The sequence below is a fragment of the Kitasatospora sp. NPDC086009 genome (assembly GCF_044540385.1).
In the GTDB taxonomy this organism is placed as follows: Bacteria; Actinomycetota; Actinomycetes; order Streptomycetales; family Streptomycetaceae; genus Kitasatospora.
The window spans coordinates 508,352-520,618 of record NZ_JBITSA010000003.1; the positions used below are offsets into that span (position 1 = coordinate 508,352).

Here is a 12,267-nt window from a genome sequence, read left to right on the forward strand (position 1 = left end):
GTTCGTGGCCTTTCTGGTTGCCGCCGGGAGCACGGTCGGTCGTGTACCCGGGAACCGTACCGGCACCGCGCTGGGACGGGCATCTGACGGTCGCTCGGGCGACGGCGGGACAGCCGCGCACCACCCAGGGGGGTTTGCCGGGCGCCGGACGGGCAAAGCGAGGGCCCGGCGGCCGCACCGGCGGCCCGCCGCCGAAAGGAGCGGAAATGGATCCTCTTCAGATCGTCATTGTCGCGGTCATCGCGGCGGCCGCACTCTTCGCCGTCCTGGCCCCCCGGCTGCGCTCGCACCGACTGCGCGCACGGTTCGGGCCGGAGTACGACCGCACCGTCCTGGTCCACGAGGGCGACGTCCGGGCGGCCGAGCACGACCTCACCGACCGGCTGGCGCTGCGCCGCCGGGTGAAGACCGTCCCGGTCGAGGCCGCCGACCGCGACCGGTACCTGGCCGAACTTCGCGGCCTGCAAGCCCTGTTCGTCGAGGACCCGCGCCAGTCCGCCGTCCGTACGGCGCGGCTGCTGGACTCCCTGCTGACCGACATGGGCTACCCGGGCGAGGGCCGTCCGGAGGTCCTCTCCGTCGACCACGCGGCGCGGCTGCCCGCCTACCGCGACGCCCGCCGGGCCCTGGACAACCCGGGCGCGGACAGCGAGGAACTGCGCTGCTCCGTGATCGCCGTCCGCGACCTGATCGTGGAACTGCTCCACGAGGAGCGCACCGGCGCGCTCGCCCGCCACTGACCCGCCCCGTCCGACCCCACCCGCACAGCGCACCCGTATCTGTATCCGCATCCGCACAGCACTTGTACAGCGCCGACCTGTACACCACCGGCCCGTACGCCACCGGCCCGTACGGCCGCCGTACGTATCCGGGCCGGTCCGGACGCATCCGTACGACGTCAGTCCGAGGAGGAGACGATGACCCGCATCGAGCAGCACCGCAGCGAGAACGGCCAGGGCAACGACGACCGGACCGGTCACGGCCGGGTCCACCACGCCGCCGACCCGCGCCACGCCGGCACCCACGCCGGCGGCCGGTCCGGCCACCCCCGGCACGCCGCCGGGCACGGCCCCGCACCGGCCACCGCCGGCATGGCCGAGCGGTCCGAGGACCGGCCGGACGTCGCCTCGCTCCAGAAGTTCCCGGCGGTCCGACCCGCGGAGCCGGACGCGGCGCCCGCCCCGGACGCCGTCCCCGCCGCCCCGACCGCACCGCCGGCGCCGGGCGCGGCCGCCCCGACCGCACCCACCGGCGAGACCGTCGCTCCGACCGCTCCCGCCACCCCCGACCGACCGGCCGCCGGCCTGGGCCCCTGGCTGGACACCACCGCCGTCCAGGAGGCACGGGCCGAGTGGGAACGCGCCCAGATCGCCTTCGTGGACGACCCCGCCGGTTCGGCGGCCGCCGCCGACAGCCTGGTCAGCCGAACCGCCGACCTGGTCGCCGAGGCCGCCCGCCGACGCCTGGAGGACCTGCGCGAAGGCTGCCGGACCCCCGGCGAGGAGCCCGGCGCCCGCACCGAGCAGCTACGACTGGCGATGCGCGACTACCGCGCCGTCCTCGACCGACTTCTCGCCTGACCCCCCACCCGCCCCGCCGGCCCCGGCCGGCCCTTCCGAGAACGGGAAGGAGACCGCCATGGGTATCGGCGGTTGCATCATCGTCTTCGCCTTGGGCGCCATCCTCACCTTCGCCGTCGACTGGCACCTCTCGGGCGTCAACGTCGATGTCGTCGGCATCGTCCTGATGGTGGCCGGCCTGCTCGGCCTGGTCGTCTACGCCCGCGCCCTGCGCCGCCGCCGACCGGTCGTCGGCGGGGTCGACCCGGTGGTGGAGGAACGCCGCTACTACGACGGCGCCTGAACCGGCACCGTCCGCAGACCTTCACGAACGCCCTTCCGCCGCCGGCCCGTCCTCTACGGGCCGGCGGCGGAAGGGCGTTCGCGGCGAAGGCGGGAGCCGGAGCCGCCTCAGGAGGTCGCGCGCGGGCCGGGAGAGGCGAGGAGGAGCAGCGACGGGCCCTCCACGGCAAGGGCCGTGAGGCCGGTGGCCGTGCCGGAGGCGTGCTCCTCGCCCGGCTCCCAGCGGACGCCGTCACCGGCCGACACCGGCACCCGTTGCCCGTCGGCGCCCGCCACCCAGCCATCGCCCGCGATCACCAGGAAGAGCTGACCCACCGGAGCCGGATGGGCGCCGATGGTCCCGCCCGGTTCGATGACCAGGCAGGTCAGGTGGACGGTTTCCCCGCCTGCGGCGACCGGTGTCGCGGTGGCACCGAGGCTGTCGTAGCGGTCGACGACCTTCTCGGCGCGGTCGAAGCGGAACATCTCCAAAGCAAGGACTCCTCGTACGATCGGAAAGCACCCGATCGTACGAGGTAGCCAGGCAGCGGGCGCCCGCACGGTCCGGGTGACCGGTCGGGACGTCGCGCGACCGCGGGGTGCGGAGGTGCCCGGCCCTGACGGGGCCGGGCACCTGACCAACACGATCAGGGCTCGCGGTGGCTGCCCGCCCGCTTCTCCCCCGGCCTGAGGGCAGGATCCGGCTCACGCCGCCCGGCGCCGGACTCGACCCGCACGGCTCGAAGAGCCACCGGTCCGACCGTAGGGTCCGACCGGTGGCACCGCCGGGCGCCGTCAGGAGAGGCGGCGCCAGCGCGCGGAGGCGAAGGAGAAGGCGCCGAAGAGCAGCAGACCGACGGCGGTGAGCACCAGCAGCCAGGGGCCGACCGGGGTGGTGGCGAGGCTGCGGAGGGTGTCGTCGAGGCCCTTGGCCCGCTGCGGGTCGAAGCGGACCGCGGCGGTGACGGCGAAGGCGCCGGCCGCAGCGAAGACGAGGCCCCGCGCGGTGTTGCCGGCGACCCCGCAGGCGGTGACGGCCGTCCGGACGCGCGGCCCCATCGCCGCCGTGTCCAACCGTTCGAGGAAGCGGCGCCGCAGGGCCCGGACGGCGGTGCCGACCCCGACCCCGGCCAGCACCAGGCCCGCCGCGCCGACCAGGTACCGACCGGCCGGCAGGTCGAGGGCGGAGGCCGTCCAGTCCTTGGAGGTGTCGTCGCTGCTCGACTGTCCGCCGCTGCCCAGCGCGAAGGCGGCCGTTCCCCAGCAGACCGCAGCGTAGAAGAGCGCGCGGCCGGCGTTGAGGGCGCGCTTGCCCGGCTTGCCGTCCTTGCCGCGGCCGAAAGCGGCCGAGGCGGCCCGCCACAGCGCCATGCCCGCGAAGCCGGCCACCAGCAGCCAGAGCACCGCCCGGCCCAGCGGCTGGTCGGCCACCGTGCGCAGCGCGCCCTGGCGGTCGGCCTCGTCCGAGCCCTTGCCGAAGGCGATCCGCAGGGCGAGGTAGCCGACCAGGACGTAGACGACGCCCCGGGCCGTGAACCCGGCGCGCCCGGCCCAGCGCAGCGCGCCGTCCGCCGTGTCGTCGGCGGCCGCTCCCCGGCCGGCCGGTCTTCCGTGCGCTCCTGCGGCCACGACGGCCCCCTCTCGGCAGCGGGCGCCGTGCGCGCCCGGTCTGCCGGGGCGTCTGCCCGGCAGACCGTCGGACACGCGTGCGGGCGAGCGGTGGGACGGGCGGGCGGCCCGGGCGTCAGACGGCCGGATGCGGGTGGCCCAGGTGGGGGAAGACGGGGAGCAGGTCGACGTGCGGAGGGATGTGGTCGCCGGTGATCTTGCCGCCGGAGACCATGGACAGCCGGGCCGAGGTCACGTCGTCGACCAGGGTCCGCCCGTTGGGGTAGATCGCCGGGCGCGAGCGGTCGTAGCGCAGGATGTCGGGGAGGACGAGCTTCAGCGTCTCGGTGGCCGCGTCCGTGGTGTAGTCACCGGTGTGCTGGAGGACGGCCGTCCAGGGCTCGCGGTACTTCGCCCAGTCGTCGGCCGGTTCGCCCGCGTTGTACGTGTCCTTCACGTCCTCGGCGTTGAAGTAGGCGGTCAGGGAGGGGTGCGCGCCCCGGTCGACGGAGACCAGCCGGCCGTCCTCGTGGAGGCTGACCCGCGCCCAGACGCCGATCGTCGCCTCCGGCCCCAGCTCGGCGTCCGGCGCTTCGAGGGCGATGCCGAAGACGTTCGCCTCGGCCATCGCGTCCTTGCCGGTCCAGGTGAAGTTGTTGACGATCCCTTCGAGGTCGGCGAAGAAAGGGTCGCTGCGCAGGCCGACGGAGAGCTTGTAGCCGTTCGCCTCGACCACGTCGGGGGCGTCGCCGAAGGCGACCGGGACGCCGGCGAAGAGGACGTCGCCGTTGGCCTCGTGCTGGCGCGCGGCGTCACCGGTGGCCCGGTGGACGGTGACGGTCTGGGCGCCGGCCTCGGGGTCGGAGAAGGTGAAGGAGTAGGCGACGTCCGCCTGGTCGTCCCCGTCGTTGTCGATGTTGATCCGGTAGACCGCGTCCGGGTGGAAGGCGTTGGCCCGGGTCGGCGCGTACGGGTTCACGTTCATGATGAGCACCGTCCGCCCCGAGGCGTCGGCCGCCGGGAACGCGAACAGGTCGGTGAGGTCCAGCCGGGCGTCGCCCCGGGGCGACCGCAGGTCGGGACCGCTGAGGTGGTGGGACATGGCTGCGCTACCTCGTCTCTGCGTTCCCCCCTGGCTGTCGGCTCCGTTGCTACCAGCGGCACCCGTACAAGAGGGGGAGGCCACCCGTACAGAAGACGGCCGTCCGCCGATTGGCGCATTCCTGAAGGGTTGTGACGGGAGATAGAAACTGATGGGTGGACTCAAGGGCGACAGAACGGCCCGCCACTCACCAGTGGCGGGCCGTCCAAGAGGGGATCAGATCTCGGCAGCCGCGGCAAACACCACGAACGCCTGCCATGCAGCCGGGTCGAACTCCAGCTGCGGGCCGCTCTTGTCCTTCGAGTCACGGACATGGATGACCTCGGGCGTCTCAGCAACCTCGACGCAGGCGGTGCCTTCATTTCCGCTGTAGGTGCTCTTGAACCACGTCAGCTTGGCCATGCTCACCGTTCTCCCAGCATCTTCTCGATCAAAGCCAGGGACTCCCCCATGTTGAGCGCCTGAGCCCTGATGCTGCTGTACCGTGCGGCCATGATACGGACTTCCTCCGGATCCGTGATCAGCCTGTTGACGTGCTGCACCTCCACGAAGGCAATCTGAGCCCTCCCCTTCGGTGTCAACAGAATGAACGAGCCACCCATACCGGCATGCTCGGTTCGCTCCAGCGGCATCACTTGAAGCTCAAGCCCGCGCATCTGGCCGACCTTGAGCAGGTGCCGAAGCTGCTCCTCATGCACGTCCCTCCCGCCCATGGGACGACGAAGCACGCTCTCGTCGATCACCCAACTCATCATCGGCAGCGGCGCGCGGGTAAGGATCTCCTGTCGCGCCATCCGTGCTGCCACCCACTTCTCGACCATCTCGTCGGGAAGCACCGGCTTCCGCATCTCGTAGAGCGCCCGGGCGTGCATCTCCGTCTGCAGCAGGCCCGGGATATCGAGCGTGCTGTAGTCATGGATTTCCACGGCTTGCGCTTCCTCCGTGGTGAAGGCCTTGGACCACGCAGGGTGCCGCGTGCTCACCCTGATCTTGGCCTTCATGACGTCTGCCGCGACCGCCTTCAGCGCTCCTCCAGCACCGAGGAGTTCGTCAGCGGCAGTCAGGTACTCGACCCTGGGAGTCCGCCGCCCCCGTTCAACCGCGCCCACCATGTCCTCGCCGTAGCCGATCCTTTCGGCCATCTCGCGCTGGGTAAGGCCAGCCCGCTCACGGAACAGCTTCACCAACTTCCCCACCGCGCTGAAGAACTCCGCGACCCCCTCGGAACCCTCCGGCAGTTCGCCGTCCTCGAACACCACGCGCTCATCGCCGCCCACAGCAACCACCCCGTCGTTTCGATCGGTTAATCCTCAGCCAACCGACAAGCCGACACTCCGCGCCCGGACAAGCACTCTCCGTACTCGCCCGATCCATGGTCAGGGTACTTCCGAGCCACCAGGCTTTGTCACATGAAGTCCGAAATTCCCCTCGACACAGCGACCCCCCGCGCCCACACCGCGCAGCTCACCGCCTCCCCCAAGGGGGCCTCGATCGGGCGCCGGATCGCGAGACAACAACTCACGGCCTGGGGGCTCAACTCCATCGCCGCCGAGACCTTCCACTCCGCGCTGCTGGTGATCGCCGAGCTGGCGGCCAACGCCAGCACCCACGGACGTGTGCCGGGCCGCGGGTTCGAGCTCGCGCTCCGCCTCGTCGACAAGCCCCCGGGCGGCGCCACCCTCCGTATCGAGGTGTCCGACTGCCGGGGGGACCGTCACCCCACCGTCCCCGCCGCCTGCGCCGCCCACGCGCAGTCCGGGCGCGGCCTCACCCTCGTCGGCGCGCTCGCCGACCGGTGGGGCAGCATCCCCCGCCACCCCAACGCCAAGACCGTCTGGGCCGAACTCGACCTCCCCCATGCCGCCTGAACGCCCCGGTACCATCCAGGCCACGGTCCTGATCGTGCTCCCTCTGGCCCTGCTGCTCGCCCTCCTCGCCTGGGCGCTCCCCCTCACCGCGCGGCACCATCACCCGGCCCAGCCGCGCCCGGCCCCGAGCGCCCCGACCGCTGACCGCCCCTGAAACCGGTGCTGCACAGGAAGTCGGACCGGCCGACTTCCTGTGCGGCACCGATTCGCGCGTCTCATCAGCCCTTCGCGTAGACCAACTGACCGCCCACGTACGTCCGCTCGACCCGGGTGGCGGCGATCTCCTCGGGCGGGGCGGCGAAGAAGTCGCGGTCGAGCACCACCAGGTCCGCGAGGTGGCCGGTCCGCAGGCTGCCCGCGTCGTCGTGGCCGTTCACATGGGCGGATCCGGCCGTGTAGGCGGCGAGGGCGGTGGCGAGGTCCAGCCGCTGCTCGGGGAGGAAGACCCGGCCGTCGGTCGCGTCGGGTTCCATCCGGTTGACGGCGACGTGGATGCCGGCGATCGGGTCCGGGCTGCTGACCGGCCAGTCGCTGCCGGCGGCGAGGGTGGCACCGGCCCTCAGCAGTCCGCCGAACGGGTACTGCCAGGCGGCCCGTTCGGGGCCGAGGAACGGGATGGTGAGCTCGTCCATCTGGGGCTCGTGGGCGGCCCAGAGCGGCTGGATGTTCGCGATCGCGCCGAGAGCGGCGAAGCGCGGGAGGTCGCTCGGGTGGACCACCTGGAGGTGGGCGAGGTGGTGCCGGGTGCCGCGCCGGCCGTTGGCGGCGCGGGCGACCTCGATGGCGTCGAGCGCCTCGCGGACCGCGCGGTCGCCGAGGGCGTGGAAGTGCACCTGGAAGTCGAGCGCGTCCAGGGCGGTGACGTAGCCGCACAGGGCGGCGGGGTCGACGAAGCTGAGGCCGGAGTTGGCGGTGGCGCAGCCGCAGCCGTCCAGGTAGGGGGTGGAGAGCGCGGCCGTGAAGTTCTCGGCGATGCCGTCCTGCATGATCTTCACCGAGCCGGCCCGGAACCGGCCTCCGGTCAACTGCGCACGACGGGCGACCAGTTCGGGGATCTGGTCGGCGCCCCGGTTGCGGTCCCACCAGAGCGCGCCGGTGACCCGCGCGGTCAGCGTGCCGGCCTTGGCGGCGGCGGCGTAGGCGTCGGACGGGTCCGGCTGGCCGTTGAAGATGCCGAGCAGGGCGTCCTGCCAGCCGGTGATGCCGAGCGAGTGCAGGAGTTCCTGCGCCCGGTGCAGTCCGGCCAGCCGTCCCGCCGCGTCGGTCGGCGGGACGAGCCGGGCGACCAGGCCGGTGGCGCCCTCCTGGAGCATCCCGCTCGGGGTGCCGTCCGGCTCGCGCTCGATCCGGCCGTCGGCCGGGTCGGGAGTGTCCCGGGTGAGCCCGGCGAGTTCCAGCGCCCGGGTGTTGGCCCAGGCGCCGTGGTGGTCGCGGTTGACCAGGTAGACCGGGCGGTCGGGCACGACGGAGTCGAGCAGGTGCCGGGTGGGAAGTCCGCCCGCGAAGCTCTCCATCGACCAGCCGCCGCCGGTGATCCACGTCCGGTCGGGGTGGGCGGCGGCGAACGCGGCGACGCGGCGCAGGTACTCGTCGGCGCCGACCGTCCCCGTGAGGTCGCACTCGGCCAGTTCGGTGCCGCCGAAGACGGCGTGGATGTGCGAGTCCTCGAAGCCGGGGATCAGCAACCGGCCTTCGAGGTCGACGACTTCGGTGCCGGGGCCGATCAGCTGGCGGACCTCGTCGTGGCCGACGGCGGTGATCCGCTCGCCGGTGACGGCGAGCGAGGTCGCGCGGGTGCGGGCCGGGTCGCCGGTGTGGACGGGACCGTTGGTGAAGACCAGGTCGGCCTTGGACATCGGTGGTGCTCCTGGGAGTTCAGCGGCCGGGGCGCGGCCGGGGTCGGGGAGACGGTGGGGGTCAGGCTGCGGGGGCGGCCGTCGGATCGGCGGAGGCCGGGTCGGCCGGTGCCTGCCGGTCGAAGTAGGCGGACTTGCGGTGGAAACGGGACCACGCGGCGGCCACCAGCCCGGAGCCGATCATCAGCACCGGCACGGACAGGCCGAACCAGCCGTTGTCGGCCGAGAGTTCGAAGTGGTCCGCGGAGTCGTACAGCATCCAGCAGAGATACCCGCCCACCGCCAGCAGCACCGCCGCGCCGAGCAGTGGGGCGACGACCGCGCGCAGGCCCTCCAGCGGTGAGGTGCGCAGCAGGTGCCGGAACCGGACCGCCGCCGCCACCGCGGTCAGCGCGTAGTAGAGCGCCACCACGATGCCGATCGCGTTGACCGTCGCCGAGATCAGGTCGTTCACGGTCGGGATGACCAGCGAGAGCACCGCGAGCAGGATGGCGGCGCCCGAGATCAGCAGGGTGCCGGCGGCGGGGGTGCCGTAGCGGGGGTGGATCCGGGTCCAGACCGGGCCGAGCGTGCCGTCCCGGCCCATCGCGTACATGCCCCGGGCGGTGGGGATGACGGAGGCCTGCAGCGAGGCCACGGCGGAGAAGGTGAGCGCGATCAGCGGCAGCGCGGCCAGCGGCTGGCGGGCCAGCTTCTCGCCGAGGTACGTCAGCCCGTGCGCGCCGTTGTCCGCCAACTCCTCCATCGGCAGCACCCGTTGGAAGGCCGTCCCGGCGAGCAGGAAGAGCAGCAGCATCACCGCCAGCGCGATGAAGCCGCCGCGCGAGGCGTCGCCCGGTTCGCGGACCTCCTCGCCGATGCTGAACACCGACTCGAAGCCCCAGTAGCAGAACACCGCCAGCACCATGCCCTGCGCGAGGGCGTCCACCGACGGGATCGCGAAGGGGTTGTACCAGTCGAGCGAGAACGGCTGGTCGCCGGCGAACAGGCCGTAGCCGCAGAAGGCCAGCAGCACGACGTACTCGAAGACCAGCAGGTACTTCTGCAGCCGAGCCGCGAGCTCCAGGCCGCGCACCGCGACCAGCGCGGCGGCCACCAGGACGACCATGCCCAGCAGGGTGGCCTGGAGTGTGGAGTCCGCGTCCAGCCGCAGGCCGGCGACCGAGCGGACCCGCGCCTGGCCGAGCAGCTGGATCAGTGCCGACCCGGTCACCGTCGTGGTGTAGGCCATGAACACCACGGTACCGACGGTGTTCACCCAGCCCGTGAGGAAACCGAGCCAGGGGTTGAGCACCCGGCCGACCCAGGTGTAGCTGCTGCCGGAGTCCGGGTCGACACGGTTGAGCCGCCCGTAAGCGCCGGCGATGCCGAGCACCGGGAGGAAGGCCAGCAGCATGATCGCCGGCAGGTGCAGGCCGACGACGCCCGCCATCAGGCCGAGCCCGATGCCGATGCTGCTGGTCGCCGCGGTGCTGGAGGCGGCGAGAACGATGCCGCCGACCACGCCGACGGACTTGGGCAGCGGGCCCTCGGGGGTGGGCGCGCCGGCTCTCGGGGTGTCGCCGGAGTCCTTGACCGTCGTTGCCAACGGATCACCGCCTTGATCGTGGGGGGGAAGGGGTGGCGGCCGGTAGCTGTCCTGGCCGTGGCGGCCATGAAAGCCTCGCCCCGGTCACACGTCAATGCTGTTGTCATAAGGCGCGATGCCCTAGGCTCCCCGCCATGACGGAACGCGTGGTCCCCGAACCGCAACGGCGGCGCCGGAAACCGACCAAGCAGGGCACGGTGCTGTCCGAGCAGGTCATCGTGGCCACCGCCCTGCGGCTGATCGGCCAGCACGGCGCGGCCGCCCTCACCGTCCGCCGCCTCGGCGCCGCACTCGGCGCCGACCCGAGCGCGGTCTACCGGTACTTCCACAACACCGACGACCTGCTGCTGGCCGTCGCCGACGAACTCATCGGCCGCGCCCAGCACGGCCTCGCCCTCACCGGCGACTGGCGCACCGACCTCCACGCGATCGGCATGCGCGTCCACGCCGCCTACCTGGCCCACCCCCAGGCCGCCCAGCTCGCCGCCCACCGCACCACCGGGCGCGACCACGAGACCCGGGCCGTCGAGACCATCCTCGGCGTGCTCCGCTCAGCCGGGTTCCCCGACCACGACGCCGTCCGGATCTACCACGCCTTCATCGACCAGGCCCTCGCCTTCGCCGCCCAGGACGCCGCCGCCCTCGCCCTCCCACCCCCGGCCCGCGCCGCCGACCTCGCCGTCTGGCGCGTCCGCTACGGCCGCCTCACCCCCGCCACCCACCCCAACATCGCCGCCACCGCCCCCCTCCTCATCACCGACATGGACCGCAGCGGCTACCCCTTCGCCCTCGACCTCCTCCTCGAAGCCGTAGCCGCCCGCCTGCGGGGGCAGGAGGAGCAACCGCCGTCGCGGCGCGAACACTGACCGTCCGACCCGACACCAGAGCGACGTCGCCAACGCCCGCCAGGTGCACCGGACGACCGGCTCGACGTGCGACCTGCACGCCGAGCCGGGGGAGCCCGTCGAACATCGGACGGGAAGGGCCTGCTCCGGGCACTACGTGGTCGCTTGCCGCGGCGCCGTCACGGCGGATGTCGCCCCAGGAGCCAACCGATGCGCAGAGCAAAGACGCACCGGAAAGCTTCATTGCGAACTTCATCCTGGAACCCCCTGCATCAAAATCGACGACCCGGAGCGTCGACGTCCCGCGCCAGCCCGACTGTAGTGCGGTCTGCCGGCACTTCCACGACACCGACGACCTGCTGCTGGCCGTCGCCGACGAACTCATCGGCCGCGCCCAGCACGGCCTGGCACTCACCGGAGACTGGCGCGCCGACCTCCACGCGATCGGCATGCGCGTCCACGCCGACTTCCGTGCTGTCGCCCCCCATCGCGGTACGTCATCGACAACCCGCCGGCACAGCACTCGCCCGCCCCAGAACCATCCGAGTAAAAACACCGTTGACCGCCCGCCCCCAAAAGGGAGCGGGCGGTCAACGAAGGAACCCGACCGATATTCGACACGTATCGACGTCAGTCGCGCATTTCTAGATCGACCTTTCCCGCCAGCTGCCGCATGCTCTCGGCGGCCCCGTCAATCGATGACTCCTCAACACCCACGACCTCGACGAGATACTGTCCATACCTCAGCCACATACCCCACTTCTGGCATTCGGCACCCTCCGACAGAAGGCAGGCGTATTCTTGATCATCGGCACTCCGGCTGCCGGGCACAGAGATCGGTTCAACCTGACCATAGCGCGAGTACCGGCTCTTGAGGCCACCGGACCGGAACACGAGCCACGCCCACGTCGGCGAACCGAACCGCATGACCGTCTGGCTCACCCTCCCCTTCGACGGATCCGAAGCATCTCGCACGAAGGAACGTTCCTGCCGCTCGTCCAGCCCCCGCATATAGGGAGCACCGGGATCCCGATCTTCCTGCCTCTGCCACGGCCCTTCAGAGACCGGTGACTCAAGAAGAAAGCCCGTAACCGGCCTGTCCACCCGCCACTGCCCCATCAGGGGAATATTCCATAGAAAGATCCCCGTGACGACCACCACGGCAACTGCTATCGAAATCACTCGCCCGACACGAGACTTGAACACCGAACGGATCACCCCCGTGGCACCACCTTGTCTTGCATGTCACCACTCAAGAGGCTCGCGATAGTCGCCTCATGAAATTGCCCCTGCGTCACCGCAGGGGCATATCGGTCGAAGCCGTCACTGCGCAGCCGGACGGCACCCGGATCGACCAGAGCCGAAAGGCCAGAACAGCGCCAGCCACCCGAACGATCGGCACACCCGAAGCACCACCAGCGCTCCCACGCACTCCACGCCAACTCGACCCTCACGACCCCGCCGATCCCCACCAGAGTCTGTCCCCCGGAAGCATCGCCGGCCGGGGCCGAGCATAACGCCACTGCTACCGCCCGAGCTCGCCGGTGTCCCTGAATTCT

At 71.9% G+C, this 12,267-nt stretch carries 14 protein-coding genes; 5 read left to right on the forward strand and 9 right to left on the reverse strand.

Translation table 11 applies throughout. From position 1 onward, the window contains the following. Positions 1–206 precede the first annotated feature (206 nt). The 3 genes from ACIF6L_RS11400 (at position 207) to ACIF6L_RS11410 (ending at position 1,863) form a co-directional block, all read left to right on the forward strand. A complete protein-coding gene (locus ACIF6L_RS11400; RefSeq protein ID WP_329490364.1) occupies positions 207–740 on the forward strand; it encodes a hypothetical protein in 534 nt (177 codons plus the stop codon). A gap of 177 nt (positions 741–917) precedes the next feature. Continuing rightward, complete coding sequence (locus ACIF6L_RS11405) at positions 918–1,580, forward strand: hypothetical protein (RefSeq protein ID WP_396488056.1); 663 nt, start codon at positions 918–920, stop codon at positions 1,578–1,580. A 58-nt stretch (positions 1,581–1,638) separates the two neighbouring features. Next, positions 1,639–1,863: a DUF6458 family protein gene (locus ACIF6L_RS11410; RefSeq protein ID WP_329490362.1), complete on the forward strand. Its 225-nt coding sequence runs from the start codon at positions 1,639–1,641 to the stop codon at positions 1,861–1,863. A gap of 107 nt (positions 1,864–1,970) precedes the next feature. On the opposite strand, the gene ACIF6L_RS11415 is transcribed toward ACIF6L_RS11410, so the two are convergent. The 5 genes from ACIF6L_RS11415 to ACIF6L_RS11435 all read right to left on the reverse strand — a co-directional run bounded on the left by ACIF6L_RS11415 (position 1,971) and on the right by ACIF6L_RS11435 (position 5,828). Beyond that, positions 1,971–2,327, reverse strand: coding sequence for a cupin domain-containing protein (locus ACIF6L_RS11415; RefSeq protein WP_396488195.1), 357 nt, complete (start codon positions 2,325–2,327; stop codon positions 1,971–1,973). Between the two features lie 309 nt (positions 2,328–2,636). Further along, positions 2,637–3,470 carry a DUF1206 domain-containing protein gene (locus tag ACIF6L_RS11420; RefSeq protein WP_359805382.1) on the reverse strand — a complete coding sequence of 278 codons (834 nt, stop codon included), beginning with the start codon at positions 3,468–3,470 and terminating at the stop codon, positions 2,637–2,639. A gap of 115 nt (positions 3,471–3,585) precedes the next feature. Next, a complete protein-coding gene (locus tag ACIF6L_RS11425; RefSeq protein WP_396488058.1) occupies positions 3,586–4,551 on the reverse strand; it encodes a DUF4331 family protein in 966 nt (321 codons plus the stop codon). Positions 4,552–4,767: 216 nt separating this feature from the next. After that, complete coding sequence (locus tag ACIF6L_RS11430) at positions 4,768–4,953, reverse strand: DUF397 domain-containing protein (RefSeq protein WP_329490357.1); 186 nt, start codon at positions 4,951–4,953, stop codon at positions 4,768–4,770. A gap of 2 nt (positions 4,954–4,955) precedes the next feature. Continuing rightward, the gene (locus ACIF6L_RS11435) at positions 4,956–5,828 is read right to left on the reverse strand and encodes a helix-turn-helix transcriptional regulator (RefSeq protein WP_329490356.1); all 873 of its coding nucleotides are present in this window, start codon (positions 5,826–5,828) and stop codon (positions 4,956–4,958) included. A gap of 132 nt (positions 5,829–5,960) precedes the next feature. Between ACIF6L_RS11435 and ACIF6L_RS11440 the strand changes: the two genes are divergently transcribed. Next, the gene (locus ACIF6L_RS11440; RefSeq protein WP_396488061.1) at positions 5,961–6,419 is read left to right on the forward strand and encodes an ATP-binding protein; all 459 of its coding nucleotides are present in this window, start codon (positions 5,961–5,963) and stop codon (positions 6,417–6,419) included. Between the two features lie 218 nt (positions 6,420–6,637). Here ACIF6L_RS11440 and ACIF6L_RS11445 read toward each other — a convergent pair whose 3' ends face one another. After that, positions 6,638–8,275, reverse strand: coding sequence for an amidohydrolase (locus tag ACIF6L_RS11445; protein ID WP_396488063.1), 1,638 nt, complete (start codon positions 8,273–8,275; stop codon positions 6,638–6,640). Between the two features lie 61 nt (positions 8,276–8,336). Beyond that, positions 8,337–9,863 carry an APC family permease gene (locus ACIF6L_RS11450; protein ID WP_359805371.1) on the reverse strand — a complete coding sequence of 509 codons (1,527 nt, stop codon included), beginning with the start codon at positions 9,861–9,863 and terminating at the stop codon, positions 8,337–8,339. 134 nt (positions 9,864–9,997) lie between these two features. Between ACIF6L_RS11450 and ACIF6L_RS11455 the strand changes: the two genes are divergently transcribed. Further along, positions 9,998–10,729, forward strand: a complete 732-nt coding sequence (locus ACIF6L_RS11455) for a TetR/AcrR family transcriptional regulator (protein WP_396488065.1) — start codon at positions 9,998–10,000, stop codon at positions 10,727–10,729. Positions 10,730–10,980: 251 nt separating this feature from the next. On the opposite strand, the gene ACIF6L_RS11460 is transcribed toward ACIF6L_RS11455, so the two are convergent. Next, on the reverse strand, positions 10,981–11,169 hold the full coding sequence (locus ACIF6L_RS11460; protein WP_396488067.1) for a hypothetical protein: 189 nt from the start codon (positions 11,167–11,169) through the stop codon (positions 10,981–10,983). Between the two features lie 169 nt (positions 11,170–11,338). Beyond that, the gene (locus tag ACIF6L_RS11465; protein WP_396488069.1) at positions 11,339–11,926 is read right to left on the reverse strand and encodes a hypothetical protein; all 588 of its coding nucleotides are present in this window, start codon (positions 11,924–11,926) and stop codon (positions 11,339–11,341) included. Positions 11,927–12,267: the final 341 nt, after the last annotated feature.